General features: G+C 62.5%; 17 protein-coding genes and 1 tRNA gene. 1 reads left to right on the top strand and 17 read right to left on the bottom strand.

The features are described 5' to 3' along the window. Nucleotides 1-11 precede the first annotated feature (11 nt). From ACDA63_RS03720 to rnr, 5 genes are all read right to left on the bottom strand, one after another. Nucleotides 12-632: a response regulator transcription factor gene (locus tag ACDA63_RS03720; protein WP_373661828.1), complete on the bottom strand. Its 621-nt coding sequence runs from the start codon at nt 630-632 to the stop codon at nt 12-14. Then, a complete protein-coding gene (locus tag ACDA63_RS03725) occupies nt 629-1,456 on the bottom strand; it encodes a sensor histidine kinase (RefSeq protein ID WP_373661829.1) in 828 nt (275 codons plus the stop codon). The genes ACDA63_RS03720 and ACDA63_RS03725 overlap by 4 nt, the downstream gene beginning before the upstream one ends. Before the next feature lie 151 nt (nt 1,457-1,607). Continuing rightward, entirely contained in the window at nt 1,608-4,094 is a 2,487-nt protein-coding gene (locus ACDA63_RS03730) for a hypothetical protein (protein WP_373661831.1), read from the bottom strand. 119 nt (nt 4,095-4,213) lie between these two features. Next, nucleotides 4,214-4,951 (bottom strand): 23S rRNA (guanosine(2251)-2'-O)-methyltransferase RlmB, encoded by a 738-nt coding sequence (rlmB, locus tag ACDA63_RS03735; RefSeq protein ID WP_373661832.1) that lies wholly within the window; start codon nt 4,949-4,951, stop codon nt 4,214-4,216. Beyond that, entirely contained in the window at nt 4,944-7,553 is a 2,610-nt protein-coding gene (gene rnr, locus ACDA63_RS03740) for a ribonuclease R (protein ID WP_373661833.1), read from the bottom strand. Before rnr ends, rlmB begins: the two co-directional genes overlap by 8 nt. A 56-nt stretch (nt 7,554-7,609) precedes the next feature. Here rnr and ACDA63_RS03745 point away from each other — a divergent pair. Then, nucleotides 7,610-7,694, top strand: a tRNA-Leu gene (locus ACDA63_RS03745). A 336-nt stretch (nt 7,695-8,030) separates the two neighbouring features. On the opposite strand, the gene ACDA63_RS03750 is transcribed toward ACDA63_RS03745, so the two are convergent. The 12 genes from ACDA63_RS03750 to ispG all read right to left on the bottom strand — a co-directional run bounded on the left by ACDA63_RS03750 (nt 8,031) and on the right by ispG (nt 20,158). Further along, a complete protein-coding gene (locus tag ACDA63_RS03750; protein WP_373661834.1) occupies nt 8,031-9,335 on the bottom strand; it encodes an adenylosuccinate synthase in 1,305 nt (434 codons plus the stop codon). Between the two features lie 16 nt (nt 9,336-9,351). Next, nucleotides 9,352-10,506 carry an ATP phosphoribosyltransferase regulatory subunit gene (locus ACDA63_RS03755; RefSeq protein ID WP_373661835.1) on the bottom strand — a complete coding sequence of 385 codons (1,155 nt, stop codon included), beginning with the start codon at nt 10,504-10,506 and terminating at the stop codon, nt 9,352-9,354. Nucleotides 10,507-10,515: 9 nt separating this feature from the next. After that, the gene (locus ACDA63_RS03760; protein WP_373661836.1) at nt 10,516-10,701 is read right to left on the bottom strand and encodes a DUF2065 domain-containing protein; all 186 of its coding nucleotides are present in this window, start codon (nt 10,699-10,701) and stop codon (nt 10,516-10,518) included. Between the two features lies 1 nt (nt 10,702). Continuing rightward, complete coding sequence (gene hflC, locus ACDA63_RS03765; RefSeq protein WP_373661837.1) at nt 10,703-11,587, bottom strand: protease modulator HflC; 885 nt, start codon at nt 11,585-11,587, stop codon at nt 10,703-10,705. Between the two features lie 11 nt (nt 11,588-11,598). Beyond that, a complete protein-coding gene (gene hflK, locus ACDA63_RS03770; protein WP_373661880.1) occupies nt 11,599-12,825 on the bottom strand; it encodes an FtsH protease activity modulator HflK in 1,227 nt (408 codons plus the stop codon). Between the two features lie 14 nt (nt 12,826-12,839). Further along, complete coding sequence (gene hflX / locus ACDA63_RS03775) at nt 12,840-13,979, bottom strand: GTPase HflX (protein ID WP_373661838.1); 1,140 nt, start codon at nt 13,977-13,979, stop codon at nt 12,840-12,842. 56 nt (nt 13,980-14,035) lie between these two features. Continuing rightward, nucleotides 14,036-14,284 (bottom strand): RNA chaperone Hfq, encoded by a 249-nt coding sequence (hfq, locus tag ACDA63_RS03780; RefSeq protein WP_373661839.1) that lies wholly within the window; start codon nt 14,282-14,284, stop codon nt 14,036-14,038. 115 nt (nt 14,285-14,399) lie between these two features. Beyond that, nucleotides 14,400-15,725: a ribosome biogenesis GTPase Der gene (der, locus tag ACDA63_RS03785; RefSeq protein WP_373661840.1), complete on the bottom strand. Its 1,326-nt coding sequence runs from the start codon at nt 15,723-15,725 to the stop codon at nt 14,400-14,402. 25 nt (nt 15,726-15,750) lie between these two features. Then, nucleotides 15,751-16,890 (bottom strand): outer membrane protein assembly factor BamB, encoded by a 1,140-nt coding sequence (gene bamB, locus ACDA63_RS03790; protein ID WP_373661841.1) that lies wholly within the window; start codon nt 16,888-16,890, stop codon nt 15,751-15,753. Between the two features lie 2 nt (nt 16,891-16,892). Continuing rightward, complete coding sequence (locus ACDA63_RS03795) at nt 16,893-17,537, bottom strand: YfgM family protein (RefSeq protein ID WP_373661842.1); 645 nt, start codon at nt 17,535-17,537, stop codon at nt 16,893-16,895. A 34-nt stretch (nt 17,538-17,571) separates the two neighbouring features. Continuing rightward, nucleotides 17,572-18,855 (bottom strand): histidine--tRNA ligase, encoded by a 1,284-nt coding sequence (hisS, locus tag ACDA63_RS03800; protein ID WP_373661843.1) that lies wholly within the window; start codon nt 18,853-18,855, stop codon nt 17,572-17,574. 43 nt (nt 18,856-18,898) lie between these two features. Further along, nucleotides 18,899-20,158: a flavodoxin-dependent (E)-4-hydroxy-3-methylbut-2-enyl-diphosphate synthase gene (gene ispG, locus ACDA63_RS03805; protein ID WP_373661844.1), complete on the bottom strand. Its 1,260-nt coding sequence runs from the start codon at nt 20,156-20,158 to the stop codon at nt 18,899-18,901. Nucleotides 20,159-20,164: the final 6 nt, after the last annotated feature.

Here is a 20,164-nt window from a genome sequence, read left to right on the forward strand (position 1 = left end):
ACAGCGAAAGATCAGCGTTCAGAGCCGTCCGCCGCCAGCCGATCGGCCATGCGCACAAGTTCGGGAACGGTGCGCGCACCAAGCCGCTCCATGACGCGCGCGCGATGCAGCTTGACGGTACGTTCGGCGATGCCCAGTTGCTCGGCGATCTCGCGGTTGGGCAGGCCGGCGGTGACCCGATCGAATACGCTGCGATCACGATCCGAAAGCGATTCGAACCGCACCCGAAACGTGCGCTCGCCAGAGCGTCGCTCACGGGCGGCACGATCAGCAACCAACGCGCCCTCAACCGTTGCAACCAACTTGGCGCGATCGATGGGTTTGGTGAGAAAGTCTACGGCGCCCAGCTTCATCGCGGCGACCGTCGTCGGCACATCAAGGTAGCCCGACAGGAAGATCACGGGCGGCGGATCGGCCCGGCGCGCCAGCGCAATCTGCAATTCGATGCCGGTCGGGCCCGGCATGTTGACGTCGAGGATGAAACACCCGGGGGCGCTGCACTCGGGTTCGATCAGCACCTCGCCCACCGAAGCATAGGCCCTCACAGCGTAGCCTTCGGTACGCAGAAGTCTTACCAGCGCGGTACGGAACGATGCGTCGTCGTCGACCACGTGGATAATCGCCTCGCTCATGCTGCATTCCTCCGATCCTGGCGAATGGCCGGCACAACGAACGTCGCCACCGTGCCGCCACCCTGGCGATCCTCGATGGAGATGCTGCCGTTGTGACGATCAATGATCGTCTTGACGATGGACAGCCCAAGCCCGAGTCCGTGTGGCTTGGTGGTGTAGAACGACTCAAAAGCGCGCTCGCGCGCTTCTCCTCGCAAACCCTGGCCCCGATCGAGCACCGCACAAGCCACGCTCTTGTCTGCGCAGAGCGTACGCACGATGATCAGACCTGCCTCGCCGCCGCCTTCATGGCAGGCGTCGATGGCATTGAGCAGCAGGTTGAGCAGCACCTGCTGCAACTGCGTGCGGTCCCCCAACACATCGGGCAGACCATCTTCCAGTTCGAGCGCGATGCGCAGTTCGGCCTTGCGCGCGGCGCCCCGTACCAGGGAGACGCTCTCGACCACGATTTCGTTGAGCGACAGTCCGCGCAGTTCCAACTGTTCCTTGCCGAGCAATGCACGCAACTGGCGGATGACCTTGGTGGCCCGCATATCGTCAGCACGCACATCCGCCAGAATCTGGCGCACTTCATCGATGGGCGGGGCGGCGCGCTGCAGGAGCATTTCTGCCGCCTCGGCGTTACTCAGGATGGCGCCGAGCGGCTGGTGGATCTCATGCGCAATCGACGCCGTCAGCTCCCCCACCGTCACCAGGCGCGAAGCGTGTGCTAGCTCGGTGCGATAGCGGATCGCCTGGGCCTCGCTGGCCATGCGATGACGGCGTTCGCGCCACCACGCGAACGCCAGCACTCCAATTGCGATCAATGCCACCAGCGTCAACATAAGGCCGGCCGCTGTGTCCTGCGCCATCGCTCTGCCTCACGGAACCGACTTCGCTCGCGTCAGCGCCGGAGCGCTGCCGTCCCAGGAACACATCAGACCTCGCCGCGGCCCACCTGTCAGCTGTCACTTCGGGCAACTCATGCCATCCGGATCAGCGACGGAAATGGAAACCGCCCCCCATGGGCCGGTGGAATCCACCCGCGCCGCCCAGAGGGCGATTGAAACCCTGCGAAGGACGATTGAATTGCGCACCGTTCTGCCGGAATGCATTGGCCCGGGCTTCGCCAAGATTGCGGCCGCTCTGGTCGCGGTTCAACTGCTGGATGTTCTCTTGCGAAAGCTGGCCGCCACCACCGTTGGCCCGCCGCTCCTGTAGTTGCTGCTGACCTTGCTGCAGACGCTCCTGCGCCTGCTGCTGGTTCACCGGCTGCCAGTGATCCGGGTTGTTCGGATCGTATTTATAGACCTGCCCGTCCTTGGCGCCGTAAAAGTTGTTGTTGACGTGCCCCACCGCGCCCTGGTCGGTGCGCACACCACCCATGTTGACGGTGCCGCCGGGTGTGCTGATGGTGCCCCGATTGATCGTTGCCTGATTACCTGTGTTCTCATTGCCGATAGTGACGCGACCACCGGAAGCGACCGTCCCCGTGCGCGCATTGACGGCAGTGCCGCGACCGCCGTAGGCGTAGTTGCCGGTATAGACGTTATCGACAGCGCCCTGCCGGCCCGCGACCATGGTGCCGGTGCGCGAGTTGTAGGCCGTACCGTAGCGCCCTGCGAACTGGTTGCCGGTATATGCGTCGTACCCTCCAAAGCCGCGGCTGACACTTTGAACGTTCCCCCAGCGGTTGTAGATGTTGCCCGTCGTACCCGCCCAGCCGCCAGGGCCCCACGCTGTCACGCCGCCATAGGCGTTGTAGTAGGCGCCACCCCAGTACGGTCCCCACCAAGGCGCTGGTGGATACCACCAGCCCACGCCCGCATAACCCCAGCCCCATCCAAAACCAAAACCGAAAGCCCAGCCGCCCCACGGCGTCCAGCAGATGCTCACGCCCACGCCGTAGGTCACCGGGGGGCCATACCAGTACGTGCCGACCCAGGGGGTGTAGGCGTAGCCGGTTCCATACACCACCACGCCGTCACTGGTGACGATCGTGCCGTAGTACCCGGAGGTGTAGCCAACGACGACGACTGTCGGCGTCACGTCATAGATCTTCACGTAGGTCACGTAATGCAGCGAGGAACTGACCGGAATCGAATAGATCACCGCCGGCACACTCGTCGCCACGGTCCACGGGCCGTCCACACCTGTCGCGACGAACCACACGCCGTTATGCAAGGCGTACCAGGTGTGGTCATCCACGCGAATGATGGGGTCGGCCGCGTTGATGACATAGGACAGCGGCGTCCCCGTAATGGCCCCCAACTGAGGCGCCCCGTCCACTACCGAAGTGAAGGAGGTCTTCGTCCGATCGACCTTTGCTGTCTGCGGAATGTCCGCAGCCACCACGGCTTCGCGCGCCTGTTGCGTGCCGGGGATCGAGGCTTTCACGTTCTCCTTGGGCGAGTCATTCGGAATCTTGGCGAAGTCCGCGGGCAGGCTCGTCGGCTGGACATAGGTCCACGGCCCCTCCAGCGAATCCGCCTGGAACCAGCGGCCGGACACCAGCACGTAACTCTTCTGGTTGCCCATGAACTTGAAGACGTTGGCAGTCGTGTTGGTGACGTACAGAAGATCGGTGCCCGCAAGTTGCGCGTAGTTCGGCGTGCCGTCGGTCACGACCAACTCTGCCGGCGCCGTGGAGACGAATACGACGGGAGGCTTGCCGCCGGGGAGGCTCTTGAGCGAAGGCGGCTTGCCGCCTGCTTTGTCGGGCTGGCCGGCGAGCATGTCGATCTGTCGGTTTTCGCGGGCCAGCGCTTCTGCCGCTGCGGCGCCGGCCGGCGCCTTTTGGGCCACCGACCACGGCCCTTCTAGCTTGTCGGCCGTGAGATAGCCGTCCATGAAGTGCAGGTAGTACCGACCTGCCGCGTCGCGCATGAGCAGCACGCGAGTGTTGAGCACGCGCTCGAGCGGCGCGCTGCCGACTTTCTGCCAGTGTGGCTCGCCGTCAACGTAGACGAGCAACGCCGGCACTTCGGAGAAGATCAGCTTGGGCGGATCGTTCCGCACCGGCTGCGCCTGGCCTTTCCGCTCGGCCTGCGTCTGCGCCTGGGCGGCTTCGAGCCGGTCGAGCGAAATGACGGACACATCACGCAGCAGGGCATTGCGCGCCGTCGCGATGAAATTGGCCTCGCGCTGAGGGGCGGAAGGGAACTTGGCCTCCAGGCCATTGATGCGATCGAGCCGCACAGAGCGCGACGACCGATCGATGAGAAGCGTGGCGTCAAGATCCAGTACGCCATAGGTGGGCTGCTTGTCGCCAGGAAACGTCACCGCCATCGCCGCATGCGCCTGCAGTCGGTTGTCCCGCCACGCATCGAGCTGCGGCTGGAACACCTCGATCTGCATGCCGCCGGCATTGATATTCCGGGGCCAGCCTGCAGGCTCCGGCGCCACTGCAAGCGCCAGAGTTCCCCACAAAAATTGCGCAACGAAGAGGAAAACCACCCACGCCTGCCGGCCGTTTCGCGTCATTGGTCTCTCCGATTTCTATCTCTGAGGATAGACGAGATCATGACATTCGCAAGGCATCGCCACCTTGCGTTAAGTGGAAACGACGCGGATCCGAAAGGGCCGGCTCACTGCGATGCCGATCAGCCGATACGCTGGCGGCGCGCTTCGAACAGACAGATGCCGGACGCGACCGAGACGTTGAGACTCTCGACCGAACCGTACATGGGAATCCTTGCCAGTTCATCGCACGTCTCGCGCGTGAGACGACGCAGCCCGTCGCCTTCGGCGCCCAACACCCATGCAAAAGGCACTTTCTGGTCGATATCGTAGAGCGATTTTTCCGCTTCACCGGCCGCGCCAGCACACCAGACACCCGCCTCCTGCAACTGGCGCAGGGTGCGAGCAAGATTGGTCACGGTCACATAGGGCACGGTGTCGGCTGCGCCACTGGCAACCTTGATCGCCGTCGCGTTCAGACCGACGGCACGATCCTTCGGCGCGATGACGGCATCCGCTCCGGCCGCGTCGGCAACGCGCAAACAGGCTCCGAGATTATGCGGGTCCTGCACCCCATCCAGCACGAGGAACAGCGCGTTGTCGGTCAGCGTGTCGAGCAGGTCGGCCATCATGACTTCCTTGCGGCGCGAAGCCACGCGCGCCACGACACCCTGGTGTCGATGCGTGCCGGCCATGCCATCCAGCCGTGCATTGTCGACGGGCATGACGCGCACGCCGGCAGCATCGGCCTTGGCCAACAGATCCTTGGCGCGGGCATCTGCACGTTGCGCGGCAACGAAAATTTCCTGCACGCCCTCCGGATCATTGCGCAGCGCGGCGGCGACGGCGTGAAAGCCGTGAATAAAGCGGGTTTCAGCCACGGCTGCTCCTCTTGCTACTGGTCTTCTTGTTCATCGTTCGTGTCGCCTTTGCGGCGGGTTTCCTGGCGGTAGGTTTCTTTGCGGCAACCTTCTTGGCGGCAGGCGCAGGCGCCTTGCCTGCTGCGGCCGCTTTGCCCTTGCTGCGCGCATTGCGCGCTGCGCGCTCGACGGCCGTATCCAGATCCGGCGTGTCGGGCAAGCCCGCCAGTTTACGCCAACTGACGACTTCGTCGTCGCTCCCGTTTACTGCTGCGGCCTGCTTGCGGCCTGCGTCGCGCGCCGTCTTGCCTTCGCGGCGGGTGGACGGCATTTCGGCCTCGATCAGGCGGAAGTCGATCTTTCGCGTTTCGAGATCGACACGCACGATCTGCACGTCCACACGGTCCGACAGGCGGAAGCGCTGACCGCTGCGCTCGCCGACCAGTTCGTGACGCGATTCTTCGTAGTGGAAGTAATCGCGCCCGAGGTCGGAGATGTGCACCAGACCTTCAACGAAGAGTTCGTCGAGCGTCACGAAGATACCGAAGGGCACCACCGCCGTAATGCTACCGGCATACTCTTCACCAACGTGATCCTGCATGTAATAGCACTTGAGCCACGACTCGACATCTCGGCTGGCCTCGTCGGCCCGGCGCTCCGTCATCGAACAGTGCATGCCGATGTCGTCCCAGATATTGCGGCGCGCGGCCTTGGCCGCATCCTTGCGCGCGCGGCCCGGCACATCGGGCTCTTGCTGCTTGCCCTTCTTTCGGCGAGTGTCCTGCAACAGTTCGACCGGGCCCGACGCCGGCTGGTACTTGGTGTGATTCAAGACGGCCTTGATCGCGCGGTGTACGAGCAAGTCGGGATAGCGCCGGATCGGCGAAGTGAAATGCGTGTATGCCTCGTAGGCCAGCCCGAAGTGGCCGACGTTCTCGGGGCTATAAACTGCCTGCTGCAGCGAACGCAGCATCACCGTCTGGATGAGCGGGAAGTCCGGCCGCGTCTTGATACGCTCGATCACCTTGGCATAGTCGGATGCCTTGGGCGAATCGCCGCCGCCCAGACCAAGGCCGAACTCTGCCAGGAAGGCACGAAGCTTTTCCAGCTTTTCGGGCGTTGGCCCTTCGTGGACGCGATAGAGCGCCGGATGTTTGTTCTTGTGAAGGAAGTCCGACGCGCAGACGTTCGCCGCGAGCATGCATTCTTCGATGAGCCGATGGGCATCGTTGCGTGCCTCCGGCACGATGCGTTCGATCTTGCCTTCGTCATTGAAGATCATGCGCGTTTCGATCGTTTCGAAATCAATCGCGCCGCGCTTGGCACGCGCCTGCAGCAATACGCGGAACAATGCGTCGAGGCTTTCGACGTGCGGAAGCAACGCACCCAGTCTGGCGATGGCATCCGCATCCTTGTCGTACAGCGCAGCGGCCACCTGCGTGTAGGTCAGCCGAGCGTGCGAGAACATCACCGCCGGGTAAAAACGATACTTGCGGATCGCGCCCGTCGGGCCGATATCCATATCGCACACCATGCACAGACGGTCGACTTCGGGGTTCAGAGAACACAACCCGTTGGAGAGCTTCTCCGGCAGCATGGGAATAACGCGGCGCGGAAAGTACACCGAATTGCCGCGCGCCAGCGCGTCGGCGTCCAATGCAGAGCCCGGTTCCACGTAGTGACTCACGTCGGCGATCGCGACCACCAGTCGATAGCCCTTGCCAACGCGTTCGCAGTACACCGCATCGTCAAAGTCCTTGGCCGTTTCGCCGTCAATGGTGACCAGCGGCAGGTGACGGATGTCTTCTCGCCCGGCGAGATCTTTCTTGCGAACGACGCTGGGCAGCTTGCGCGCTTCGGCCTTGGTCTCGGCGGAAAACTCGAAGGGCAAATCGTGCTTGCGCAGCGCGATCTCGATTTCCATGCCGGGATCGGCATAGCTGCCGATACGCTCGACGATGCGGCCGATAGGCTGAGCATTCGCCCCGGGTTGCTGCACAAGCTCCACCGTCACCACGTCGCCCGCCTTGGGCTTGCTGCGGTTCGGCATCGGCGCAAGGAGGATGTCGTGATTGATGCGTCGGTTTTCCGGCGCGAGATACGTCACGCCTTGTTGCTCGATGATCCGCCCCACGACACGTGTATTGCCGCGCTCCAGCACTTCGACGATACGGCCTTCACGGCGGCCACGATGGTCGAGCCCGGCGACGCGCACCAGCACCCGATCGCCGTGCATGACTTCGCGCATGCTCTTCGGACCGAGGAATATGTCATCCGAACCGTCGTCCGGCACCAGGAAACCATAGCCGTCCGGGTGCCCCTCGACCCGTCCGCGGATCAGTGCGGCCTTGTCGGGAATGATGTAGTCGCCGCGACGGTTGCGCATGAGCTGACCATCGCGTTCCATCGCGCGCAGCCGGCGCGCAAAGTGCTCGCGTTCTTCGTCGCGGATGTCGAGCGCCGCAAACAGACTGTCGATATCCATGGGGTGGCCCACGTCGCCGAGAATCTGCTCGATGTACTCGCGACTGGGTAGAGGGTTGTCGTACTTCTGGGATTCGCGTTCGAAGAATGGATCTGCCTTGCGAATGCGAGATGTCCGGAGTTTTTTTGTTTTATGCATTGACTAAGTCAATCCTTAATATATAATGCGCGTCTCAGTTGCAGCGATGCAGCCGTGCCCAGGTGGCGAAATTGGTAGACGCGCTAGTTTCAGGTACTAGTGCCGCAAGGTGTGGAGGTTCGAGTCCTCTCCTGGGCACCAAGAATTCGCTAAGAAAGCCGACCGGAAGGTCGGCTTTTTTTATTCCTGCTTCGGTTCTCGAAGCATCTTCTGCCGGCCATGCCAAAGCACTGGTAACGGCGTTCCGCCGCAACACGAAAGTCGCCTTCGCGCGCCTCGCGCAATGCACACGATCGCGCTGGCGCAGCGTGAAAATCAAGACAGAAAAGTCGCTTGCGCTGCGACGGGAAGATAACACCGTCTGCCGACTCGCCGACAAGACGGATTGCGCAAGAGACGCATCGCCGTGCCGGCATGGGTGCGCCGGCACGCCTAACTGAACGAAAAAGGTCGGTCTGGTTGCGATGCGGCTCTCGATCAATTGAACGGGTGGCGCAGAACGATCGTCTCTTCGCGGTCCGGACCGGTCGAAATCATGTCGACCGGCGTTTCGCAAAGGGCCTCCAGGCGCTTGAGATATGCGCGCGCGTTGGCCGGCAGTTCATCGTAATGCTTGATGCCGACGGTGCTTTCGGTCCAGCCTGGCATCGTTTCGAATACCGGCTCGCATGCGGCCACGCTTTCCGCGCCCACCGGCAGCAGATCGACAGACTTGCCGTCGACACGGTAGCCCGTGCAGATCTTCAACTGTTCGATACCGTCCAGAACATCCAGCTTCGTGATGCACAGCCCCGTCACGCCGTTGATCTGCACGGAACGACGCAGCGCAGCCGCATCGAACCAGCCACAGCGACGCACTCGCCCGGTGACGGTGCCACGTTCCTTGCCGACCGTGGAGAGGTGGTAGCCAACCGAACCTTCTTCCTCGATCGGCAGTTCGCTCGGGAACGGCCCCGCGCCAACGCGCGTGGTGTATGCCTTGGTAATGCCCAGCACGTAATGCAGCATGCCGGGACCGACACCTGCGCCTGCAGCGGCAGCCCCCGCCACGCAATTGCTGGACGTAACGTACGGATAGGTGCCGTGGTCGATATCCAGCAGCGTGCCCTGCGCACCTTCGAACAGCAGATTCTGACCTGCCTTGTTGGCACGATGCAGCGCTGCCGAGACGTCTGCCACCAGCGGCAGAATGCGCGGCACAATGGCCTGCACTTCTGCCAGCACGCGTGCGAAATCGACTGCCTCGGTATTGAGGTATCTGGTCAGTACGAAGTTGTGGAAATCGAGCAGGCCGCGCAGCTTGTCTTCGAACTGCCCCATGTGGAACAGGTCGAATACGCGCAGCGCACGGCGACCCACCTTGTCTTCATACGCCGGGCCGATCCCCTTGCCGGTCGTGCCGATTGCAGCGCCACCACGCGCCACTTCGCGCGCAACGTCGACCGCGCTATGGAACGGCAGGATCAGCGGGCAGGCCTCAGAGATCTTCAGGCGCGATTGCACTTCAATCCCGCCGGCTTCGAGCTTGTCGATCTCGGACAGCAGATGCGTGGGCGACAGCACCACGCCGTTGCCGATGTAGCACGCCACGCCGTCACGCATGATGCCCGACGGAATCAGGTTGAGCGCGTACTTCTGGCCCTTGATGACCAGCGTATGGCCGGCATTGTGCCCGCCCTGGAAACGCACTACGCCTTGCGCGTGATCGGTCAGCCAGTCGACGACCTTGCCTTTGCCTTCGTCGCCCCACTGGGTACCGACAACCACCACATTCTTCGCCATTGCGTCTTACTCTCCGTTACAGCGGGACAACATGCCACGCGCCATTCTGCATGATCAATCGCCGGTCGCAGCCGGCCTCCTGCCAGGCGCCCTCGTGGCCTGGCAATTCAAGCATGACGATTTCGCCACGGGCACGCAGCGCCGCAACGACTTCGCCGAGATTTTCATCGCCGGCCAGTGGCGCCAGGATCGCGCCCTGCTGAGCCGCGACCCCCACCGTAGCTGCCAGCACGCGCAAATCCAGGCTGAACCCGGTGGCAGGCCGAGCACGACCAAAGGATTGCCCAACGTCGTTATAGCGCCCGCCCAATGCCACTGCCGCAGAGAGCGAGCCACAGTAGGCAGCGAACACCAACCCTGTGTGATAGTGGTATCCGCGCAGGTCCGCCAGATCGAAGGACAACGGCTGATCGGCCAGACGGCGGGCCAAGTGCAGCAATTCTTCGAGCGCCGTGCGCACACCCGGAATATCGGGCAGTTCGCTCATGGCGCGAACCAGCACGTTGGCGTCGCCGTACAGATTGGGCAGCGCCAGAAGTGCGGCACGCGGCTCTGCTGACATCGTGGCGGTGAAGTCGCGCAGGGCTGGGACATCCTTCGTCTGCAGGATCGCGAACAGTGTCTCCTCGCCCTGCTGATCGAGCCCCGCATAGGCGGCCAGCGCACGGAAAAGCCCGATGTGCCCAAGGTCAACGCGACGGGTCGCGATGCCTGCGAGATCCAGCACGCGCGTGAGCAAGCGCAGGATTTCTTCGTCGGCTTCAATGCCAGCATGGCCAAACAGTTCCGCGCCAACCTGGACCTGTTCACGCGCCGAATTGAGCGCGCGCGGCACGGTCTGCACCACGCTACCGCAATAGCACAGGCGCGTGACGCCCTGCCGATTGAGCAGATGCGCGTCAATGCGTGTGACCTGCGGCGTGATGTCGGCCCGCAGACCGAGCGTACGGCCAGAGAGTTGATCGATCAGAGTGAAGGTGCTGGCCGCCATGTCGCGGCCCGCCCCCGATATGAGCGAGTCGAAGTGCTCGACCATCGGTGGCACGACCAACTGATAACCGTTGACGCGGAATTCATCAAGTACGCGGCGCCGTAGTGTTTCTAGCGCGGCGGCCTCGACGGGCAGCACATCTTCGAAGTGTTCGGGCAGCGCCCAGCGCGGCAGAGCCATGACAAATGATTACTTGACGAAAAACAGCAGCGCGACGCCGACGAGCATCGAGGCCAGGCCGACGAATCGGACCTGGCCATTTGCCAGTCGGGTCAGTCGCTGAAAGGTCTCCCGCCAAGCGGCAGGCGCGAGAAAAGGGAAAATGCCTTCGAGCACAAGCATGAGCGCGAAGGCGGTCAACAAATACCGCAGCATTTTACCTCGCTTCGCGCGTGGCGCCGCTTCCCTTGAAATATTTGAAGAAGTCGGAGCTCGGGTCGACGACCAGAACGTCGTTCTTGTTGCGGAAGCTGGCCTTATAGGCCTCTAGGCTACGATAGAACCGGAAGAAATCCGGTGCCTTGCCGAAGGCTTCTGCGTAGATGGCAGCCGCCTTGGCGTCCCCTTGCCCCTGCACGCGCTGAGCATCCCGATAGGCTTCAGCGATGATCACTTCGCGTTGCCGGTCGGCATCGGCCTTGATCTTTTCCGCTTCAGCCGAACCCGTGGCTCGCAGCTCGTTGGCAACGCGCTTGCGCTCGGCTTCCATCCGGCGGAAGACGGATTCGCTCACCTCGGTAGGCAGATCGACACGCTTTACGCGCACGTCGATGATCTGCATGCCGAAACGACTCGCATCATCTTCCGCACGCTTGCGCATGCGCTCCATGATCTGGGCGCGCTCGCCCGAGACGACTTCATGCACGGTGCGGCGACCGAATTCTTCACGCAGACCGGAGGTCACGGTCTGTTCGAGACGGTTGCGCGCCTTGGCTTCCTCGCCACCGAAACTGCGGTAGTAGAGACCGGGATCGGCGATGCGCCATTTCACGAACAGGTCGACCAGTACGTTTTTCTTCTCGGACGTCTGGAACAACTCGGGTTCCGGCGTATCGAGCGTCAGGATGCGACGATCGAAGTAACGTACGTTCTGGATAAGCGGCCACTTGAACTTGAGGCCGGGCTCGGTAATCACGCGCTTGATTTCGCCGAGCTGGAACACCAATGCATATTGGCGTTGATCGACGGTAAAGACAGACATGGACAGCACGACCACGACGAACAGGACGAGGCCGGCAATCAGCGGCAAACGATCACGCATGACGGCTCCCCTTAGCGATCGCGCGAGCGCATGGCATCGCGACTACGGTAATCGACGCCCGCGGCGGCAGCCGCCGACGGCGCGGGCTCGGCGGCAGCGGCTGGCGGCGTGCTTTCAGGCACTGGCGTACCGTTGGTTGCACCCGTGCTCTGGATGATCTTGTCCAGCGGCAGATAGAGCAGATTGCCGCTGCCCTTGGTGTCCACCAGGATCTTGCTGGTGTTGGCAAAGATCTGCTGCATGGCATCGAGGTACATGCGGTTGCGCGTAACTTCCGGTGCCCTGGCGTATTCGGCCTGGATCTGCGAGAAGCGGCTCGCATCGCCCTCTGCGCGGGCAACCACGCGGGCCGCGTAACCGTCGGCTTCTTCCCTCAGGCGCGCTGCAGCGCCCCGCGCTCTCGGAATGACGTCGTTGGCGTAGGCTTCACCCTCATTCTTGAGGCGTTCGCGGTCCTGGCCTGCCTTGACGGCATCGTTGAATGCGTCCTGCACTTGCTCGGGCGGCTGCGCATTCTGCATCGTGACCTTGTTGATCTGGATGCCGGTCTGGAAGCGATTGAGAATATCCTGGATCAGACGCGCCGCGCTGTTGGCGACTTCCTCGCGCCCCTGGTAGAGGACAAAGTCCATCTGGCTTTTGCCGACGATCTCGCGCATCGCGGTTTCGGCAGCCTGCTTGACCGCTTCTTCGGGGTTGCGGTTGTTGAACAGGAAGGCCTCGGGATCGGCCACCGTATATTGCACGGCGAACTGGATGTTGATGATGTTCTCGTCGTCCGTGAGCATCAGCGCTTCGCGCAGATCCTTGGCGCGCTCGGAGCCGCGATATCCCACTTCAACAGTGCGCACCTGGCTGACATTGACCAGTTCGTGCGTTTCCAGCGGGAACGGCAAACGCCAATTCAGGCCCTCGCCGGTGACTTCCCTGAACTTGCCGAAGCGCAGCACCACACCGCGCTCGGAGGCATCGACGGTATAGAAACCGCTGGCCAGCCACAGCACGACGAGCACGGCCACCACGAGGCCGATACCGCCGCCGAACTGTCGACGGGTCGTTTCGGGCGGCGGCCCACCGCCATCATTGCCGCGCTGACCACCCCCCTTGCGGTTGAATGCACCCGCGAGGCGGCGATTGAGGTCGCGCCAGATTTCTTCGAGGTCGGGAGGGCTAGGGTCGTTACCTCGACGGTCGTCACCCTGGTTATTGTTGCCCCAGCGTGGATCGTTCAGCGACATGAGTAGTCCAGTGATCACGTTGATATCAAGCCTGTCTGATCGTCTTCAGAATGAGGTTCGGGCGGCGGGAACAAATGCGTTGCCAGGGCCGAACGGAGCAAATCTAGCCCCGCTCCGGTCCGGGCGCTGACGAGGACGCGCCCGATCTTACCATAGGCGTCATGTTCGACACCCGGCTGCCCGTGCGTCGCATCGATCTTGTTCCAGACGACGATCTGGGGAACATCCCCCGCGCCGATTTCCCTCAGCACTTGGTTTACAACGTCGATCTGCGCTTCGCGGTCGGCCGAAGAGGCATCGACAACATGCAGCAGCAGATCGGCACTGGCCGTCTCTTCCAGCGTGGCATGAAAAGCCGCCACCACCGAGTGAGGCAGGTCCCGGATGAAACCCACCGTATCGGACAGTACGATATTGGCATTCGCTTCACGCAGGTAAACCCGGCGCGAAGTCGTATCCAGCGTCGCGAACAACTGGTCCGCGGCGTAAGTGCCCGCCTTTGTCAGCGCGTTGAAAAGCGTTGATTTGCCGGCGTTCGTGTAACCGACCAGTGAGACCGTGGGCACCGCGGTGCGTTCCCGCTGGCGGCGCCTGACGCGGCGCTGCTTCTCGAGTTGCGAAAGGCGCTCTTTCAGGAGCCTGACGCGCGCGCCCAACAACCGGCGGTCAGTTTCGAGCTGGGTTTCACCCGGACCACGCAAACCGATACCGCCCTTCTGGCGTTCAAGGTGAGTCCATCCCCGCACCAGCCGCGTGGCCATGTGCTCGAGCTGGGCGAGCTCGACCTGCAACTTGCCCTCGTGGCTCTTGGCACGCAAGGCGAAGATATCCAGGATGAGGGAATTGCGGTCGACCACCCGCCTCTGCAGCACGCGTTCAAGATTGCGTTGCTGGCCGGCAGTCAGTTCGTGGTTAAAGATGACGAGGTCCGCGCTGTGACCTGCGACGAGATCTGCGATCTCCTGCGCCTTGCCCTTGCCCACAAACAGGGCCGGGTCTGGCGATTGGCGTTTGGCCTGGACGACGGCGAGCGTCTCGGCTCCGGCGGAGCCAGCCAGGAGCTCGAGTTCTGCCACGCGCTCGGCGAGCCCTCCGTCACCGAAATCCAGTTGAACGAGTACGGCGCGATTGCCGGCGGCCGGACGCTCAAACATGGAACAGGACAGAGAGAAGTGGGCGCGAGGCCCACCGGATGCAGGACAACAGGGAATTACTCTTTGGCAGCGTCGCCAGCGTTTTCGTGCGGAATGGACACGGCACGTGCCGGCACGACCGTCGAGATGGCGTGCTTGTACACCATCTGGGTGACTGTGTTCTTGAGCAGGACGACGTATTGGTCGAACGACTCGATGTGCCCCTGCAATTTGATGCCATTGACCAGATAGATCGACACCGGAACATGTTCGCGGCGCAGGATGTTCAGAAACGGGTCTTGCAGAAGCTGGCCTTTATTGCTCATGGTTGGCCCTCGGTATTGTTATGAATGTATGTTATCGCGCTACGGGCAAAAGCTGCCAGTCTACCAATTGTACCCGACCGACTTTTGATTTCCCCGAAGAGTCGGCTGAGCTGCGTCAATCTTCGCCTGCGAAGGGGTTGCGCGTACTCTTGAATTGAATCCTGAGCGGTGTGCCCTGCAATTTGAACGCCTCGACGAACGAATGTTCCAGATAGCGCTGATACGAGGCCGGAACGTGCTCCAGGGCGTTCCCGTGGATCACCACCACAGGCGGATTCTGACCGCCTTGGTGAGCATAACGCAATTTCGGTCGGAAAATACCGTGCCGAGGCGGGACTTGCTTGGAGACGGCCAGTTGGAGCACGCGTGTCAGACGGGGTGTCGACAACTTGGCCATTGCCGCGCCGTAAGCGCCATCCACCGACTTGAGCAGGGGGCCAATACCGGTAGCCTGCAGCGCGGAGATGTAATGAAAGCGCGCAAACGACAGAAACTGTAGCTTCCTGGCGATATCCGCCTTGATGCGCTCGCGACGATACTCGTCGACGTCGTCCCACTTGTTGACCGCCACAACCAGGGCTCGACCCGTTTCGAGCACGAACCCGCCGATGTGAGCATCCTGATCAGAAATATCCTGGCTCGCGTCGAGCACCAACACGACCACGTTAGCCTCTTCGACGGCTTGCAGCGTCTTGATGACCGAGAACTTCTCGATCGCCTCGAAGACCTTTCCCTTGCGGCGCAGACCGGCAGTGTCGATCAGTGTGTACTCACGCCCGTTTCGCTCGAACGGCACTGCGATGGCGTCGCGCGTCGTGCCAGGCATGTCGAAAGCAATCAGACGATCCTCGCCCAGCAAGGCGTTGATGAGGGTCGACTTGCCCACATTCGGGCGGCCGACGATCGCCACGCGAGGACCGTGCGAGGCATCCTGCTCGGTCTCGGTCTGGGGAAACCGCTCCAGCACGAGGTCCATCAGCGCCTTGACGCCGTCGCCGTGTGCAGCGGAAATCACCAACGGATCGCCGAACCCGAGCTCATGGAATTCGGCGGCCACCACTGGCCGGTTCATCCCTTCGGCCTTGTTAACGACCAGATATAGGGGCCGGCCACTTCGACGAAGGCGATCGGCGATCTGTTTGTCATGGGGCGTCAGGCCGGCACGGCCATCGACAATGAACAAAAGCGCGTCCGCTTCGGCGATGGCGGCTTCGGCCTGACGGGCCATTTCGGCCACGATGCCCTCTTTTGCCAAGGGCTCAAAACCGCCTGTGTCGACGAGCAGATAGGGTTTGTCGCCCACTCGGCCAACGCCGTAGTGACGGTCGCGCGTCAATCCGGGCAGATCGGCCACCAAGGCGTCGCGCGTACGCGTCAGCCGGTTGAACAGGGTCGATTTGCCGACGTTGGGACGACCGACGAGAACGAGAGTGGGTCTCACAAAACCATTACCAGATACAGAGCCGTCAGCGGACTGACAGCATGAAAACCGCGCCGTTCTTCGTCTGTGCGACGAAGCTGTCGGCGTACTTCACCAGCGGCGCAAAAATGCCTGAGCTATCCAGTTGCGTGCGCGCCACGAAATGGCCATCGGTACGATCCAGCACGTGAATCCAGCCCTGCTGATCGGACACCGCGACGAATTGGTTGCCAATCGCCAACGGACGACCGACCCCCCGATACATGAGCTTGTCCTGCTTCCAGGCCGACGCCCCCGTGCGCACATCCAGTGCGTACACTGCGCCGGACTCGTCCGTCACGTACACGAAGCGATCGTCAGCACTCACGCCCGAGACGGACGGAATGTCGCGCGTCCACTGAAGCACGCCGCTACGCGCCACGACGCAGCCGACCCGCCCCTGGAAAGAGGCAACGCAGGCTGACTCGCCGCTGATGGCCGGATTGCCGACGACGTCGACCATGCGCTCGAGTTCATTCGAACCCTTGGGCTGAGTGATCGAGGCCTCCCAACGCGGGAAACCAGAACCCGCGGACAGTGCGACCAGCTTGCCACCCGGGAAGCCCGCCAACACTGCGTCGTCCAGACGCGTCAGGCCCGTGTGGGTGCGAAGCGACAGCGGAGCCTGCGCGCGTTGGTACACCCAACGGCGCTTGCCGTCCTTGGTGTCGTAGGCCAGCAGTTGATTGTCACCCACCCGAACCACGACGAGGCCGTCGGCGACCAGCGGCTCGGACGTCAATTCGCCAGCCAGCGGAATGCGCCACAGCAGGTCGCCTTTGTCCGCCCCGAAGGCAAACAGTTGGCCCGTGGCGCTGCCCGCGACGACGACTTTGCCATCGGAGCCCACGCCGGAGACAAGTTTGCTCGGCGCCCGAATGCGCCAGCTTTCCTGCCCGTTGTCGATGCGGACGATATTGCCGTTCTGGGCTGCTGCGAAGACCGACGTGCCAGACACTGCGGGGCGCAGCAAGGTGTCTTCCAGATCGCCAACGTTGTTGCGCCAGACGGTGCGCAAGTCGGCACTTTGCTGGAATGCGACCAGCGGCGTCGGTTGGGGCCCCTTATCCGACTTGGACCACAGGAAACAGCCGCTCAACATGGGGACAACGGCGGCGAAGAGAATCGCACTGCGCAAGGCTCGCATGATCAGGCCCCCCCAAGGGCGTCGAGCTTGTTCTGCACCAGCTGCTTGAGCGGGCTTTGCTCTGTGCTCTTGTTGATTTCGTCGATGGCCGCCTGGTAGGTCGTCCGGGCATCGGTCAGCGCGCCCTTGGCAACCAGGATGTCACCGCGCAAGTCGAGGAAGCGCACCAGGAAAGCGGGGTCCGGCGCGGCTTCGAGCGTCTTGAGCGCGAGGTCGTATGCCTTTTCGTCAGCCTGCAGCGCGGCCAGACGCAGACGGGCGGTGTCACGCAGCAGCGCGTCCTTGGATTTGTCCACCACGAATTGCAACTGCACCTTGGCGGCAGCCGTGTCGTTGGCATCCAGTGCGGCCTTGGCCGCCAGCAGTGCGCCGAGGTCCGCCTGGGCCGTGCCGGCATAGTCCGACTCGAGCTTGGCTGAAATACTCTTGACTGCGTTGACGTCTTTCTTCTGGATGGCATCGGTCAGCGATGCGAACGCCACGCTGGCGTCTCCTGCACGGCTGTCCTGGTACATGCCCCAGCCACGCCAGCCGATGACGACCACGGCGCACACCACCAGCACGCCGGTGATGATGTTGCCCCACTTCTCCCACCATGCCTTGATCGAGGCAAGTTGCTCTTGTTCTTCGAGGTCGTAAGCCGCCATGTTCGTCTCTTGTCCGTATTGCTAAAAAATCCGGTTACTCTTCCGAGCCGTAGATACGCTCAGCCAATTCATCAGTCAGTGCATCGACCGCGATGCGCTCTTGCTCGCCACCCTCGCGCAGGGGCTTGAGCGACACTGACTGCGTGGCGACCTCATCTTCTCCGATGACGATCGCATAGGTCGCACCGGAAGCATCGGCCTTCTTCATCTGCGCCTTGAAGCTGCCGCCGCCGCAGTGGAACACTACCGAGAATCCCGCCGCACGCAGCTCTTCGCCGAGACGGAAACCGAGCCGCTGCGCTGCGTCGCCCTGGTACACGACATAGGCGTCCAGACGCGAAACAGGGCCGGACTCCTGCCCGTCCATCCACATCATCATGACGCGCTCCATGCCCATGGCGAAACCCGCTGCGGGCGCAGGCTTGCCGCCGAGGCTCTCGATCAGCGAGTCATAGCGGCCGCCGGCACAGATGGTAGCCTGAGCTCCGAGGCGCGTGGTGACCCACTCGAAAACCGTGCGGTTGTAATAGTCCAGCCCCCGGACAAGCCGTGGGTTTATGCGGTACGGCACGGCTGCCTCACGCAGCAGTGCGGTGACGCCTTCGAAATGCTCGAGCGATTCTTCACCGAGGAAGTCCATCAGCTTCGGGGCGGCTTCGATCACTTCCTGCATGGCAGGGTTCTTGGAATCCAGCACGCGCAGCGGATTGCTGTGCAGGCGGCGCTTGCCGTCGTCGTCCAGCACGTCCTGGTGTTGCTCCAGGTAAGCGATCAGCGCTTGACGGTGCTGTGCGCGCTCAGCGGCGTCGCCGAGTGAGTTGATCTCGAGCGTGACGTCTTCGAGTCCGAGATCGTCCCACAGACGCCGGCACATGACGATGAGTTCGGCGTCGACATCCGGCCCGGAAAAACCCAGCGCTTCCACGCCCACTTGATGAAATTGGCGGTAGCGACCTTTCTGCGGGCGCTCGTGGCGGAACATCGGGCCCATGTAATACAGGCGCTGCGAAGCACCGTACAGCAGATTGTGCTCGGTGACCGCGCGCACGCAGGCAGCAGTCCCTTCGGGGCGCATGGTCAGTTGTTCGCCGTTGAGGCGGTCTTCGAAGGAGTACATTTCCTTCTCGACGATATCCGTATGCTCGCCCACTCCGCGGACGAACAGCGCCGTCGGTTCGAGGATGGGGGTGCGGATCGGTCGGTAGCCGTAGCTCTTGAGCCAGTCGCGGACGATCTCTTCAAACGCCTCCCAGCGCTCCGCCTCATCGGGGAGCAGGTCGTTCATGCCGCGAATGCCTTGCAGTTTCTGTTGTGCCATATGTTGTTGTGCGCCGCCGAGGGGACGGCTGCGCCTCGTCTTCTTAGCTTGCCTTGCGGACGTACTTGGTTGCGACGTAATTGTCGAGAATGCCGCGGAACTCCTCGGCTATGTTGTCGCCACGCAAGGTCATGGCCTTCTCGCCGTCGATGAATACAGGCGCTGCAGGCGTTTCGCCCGTTCCCGGCAACGAGATGCCGATATTGGCGTGCTTGCTTTCGCCCGGGCCGTTCACCACGCACCCCATCACGGCGAGCGTGAGATTTTCGACGCCGTCGTACTGGGTGCGCCAAGTCGGCATCATGTCGCGAACATAGCTCTGCACCGATTGCGCCAGTTCCTGGAAGAACGTGCTGGTAGTGCGCCCACAGCCGGGGCATGCGGTCACCATCGGCGTGAAGGCGCGCAAGCCCATGCTCTGCAGGATCTCTTGTGCGACGACGACTTCCTGCGCGCGACTGCCGTTGGGTTCCGGCGTGAGCGATATGCGAATGGTGTCGCCGATACCTTCCTGCAACAGCACGGCCAGCGCCGCGGTCGATGCCACGATGCCCTTGCTGCCCATGCCAGCTTCGGTCAAACCCAGATGCAGCGGGTATTCGCTGCGACGCGACAGTTCACGATAGGTGGCGATCAAATCCTGCACGCTCGAAACCTTGCATGACAGGATGATGCGGTCGGCTGTCAGGCCGACATCCTCTGCCTGAGCAGCGGACTCCAGCGCCGACACGACCAGCGCTTCGCGCATCACTGCGCCGGCATCCCAGGGCTCCGCACGGCGCGCGTTGTCGTCCATCATCCGAGCCAGCACGGCCTGATCAAGGCTGCCCCAGTTCACACCGATACGCACCGGCTTGTCGTAACGACACGCCATTTCGACGATCTGCGCGAACTGCGTGCCTCGCTTAGCGCCCTTGCCAACGTTGCCGGGATTGATGCGGTACTTGTCGAGCACCTCGGCACAGGCCGGATTATCAGCCAGCAAGGTATGCCCGTTGTAGTGGAAGTCTCCGATCAAGGGAACATCCACATTCATCTTCAGCAGTTGCTCTCGGATCTTGGGCACCGCCTTGGCCGACTCATCATTGTTGACGGTGATGCGCACCATCTCCGATCCGGCACGAGCCAGCTGGGCCACCTGAACGGCCGTGGCGATGTGATCGGCCGTATCGGTGTTGGTCATCGACTGAACGACGATCGGCGCCTCTCCGCCAACACGCACCTTGCCGATGGCGACCTGACGCGTCGCACGGCGGGCACTGGCGCCTGCGGCCTGGGGAGCGGAGTTGGTTTTCTGATCCATGATGCG

It is taken from the genome of Uliginosibacterium sp. sgz301328 (assembly GCF_041807905.1).
Lineage (GTDB): Bacteria > Pseudomonadota > Gammaproteobacteria > Burkholderiales > Rhodocyclaceae > JBGVSA01.

Bases quoted from the DNA above. Each gene is read 5' to 3' on its own strand.
- ACDA63_RS03750 (WP_373661834.1), bottom strand. From the start codon at position 9,335: ATGGCGAAGAATGTGGTGGTTGTCGGTACCCAGTGGGGCGACGAAGGC.
- hisS (WP_373661843.1), bottom strand. From the start codon at position 18,855: ATGGCACAACAGAAACTGCAAGGCATTCGCGGCATGAACGACCTGCTC.
- ACDA63_RS03725 (WP_373661829.1), bottom strand. From the start codon at position 1,456: ATGTTGACGCTGGTGGCATTGATCGCAATTGGAGTGCTGGCGTTCGCG.
- ispG (WP_373661844.1), bottom strand. From the start codon at position 20,158: ATGGATCAGAAAACCAACTCCGCTCCCCAGGCCGCAGGCGCCAGTGCC.
- hflC (WP_373661837.1), bottom strand. From the start codon at position 11,587: ATGCGTGATCGTTTGCCGCTGATTGCCGGCCTCGTCCTGTTCGTCGTG.
- ACDA63_RS03720 (WP_373661828.1), bottom strand. From the start codon at position 632: ATGAGCGAGGCGATTATCCACGTGGTCGACGACGACGCATCGTTCCGT.
- hfq (WP_373661839.1), bottom strand. From the start codon at position 14,284: ATGAGCAATAAAGGCCAGCTTCTGCAAGACCCGTTTCTGAACATCCTG.
- bamB (WP_373661841.1), bottom strand. From the start codon at position 16,890: ATGCGAGCCTTGCGCAGTGCGATTCTCTTCGCCGCCGTTGTCCCCATG.
- hflX (WP_373661838.1), bottom strand. From the start codon at position 13,979: ATGTTTGAGCGTCCGGCCGCCGGCAATCGCGCCGTACTCGTTCAACTG.
- ACDA63_RS03730 (WP_373661831.1), bottom strand. From the start codon at position 4,094: ATGACGCGAAACGGCCGGCAGGCGTGGGTGGTTTTCCTCTTCGTTGCG.
- hflK (WP_373661880.1), bottom strand. From the start codon at position 12,825: ATGTCGCTGAACGATCCACGCTGGGGCAACAATAACCAGGGTGACGAC.
- ACDA63_RS03755 (WP_373661835.1), bottom strand. From the start codon at position 10,506: ATGGCTCTGCCGCGCTGGGCGCTGCCCGAACACTTCGAAGATGTGCTG.
- rnr (WP_373661833.1), bottom strand. From the start codon at position 7,553: ATGCATAAAACAAAAAAACTCCGGACATCTCGCATTCGCAAGGCAGAT.
- ACDA63_RS03795 (WP_373661842.1), bottom strand. From the start codon at position 17,537: ATGGCGGCTTACGACCTCGAAGAACAAGAGCAACTTGCCTCGATCAAG.
- ACDA63_RS03760 (WP_373661836.1), bottom strand. From the start codon at position 10,701: ATGCTGCGGTATTTGTTGACCGCCTTCGCGCTCATGCTTGTGCTCGAA.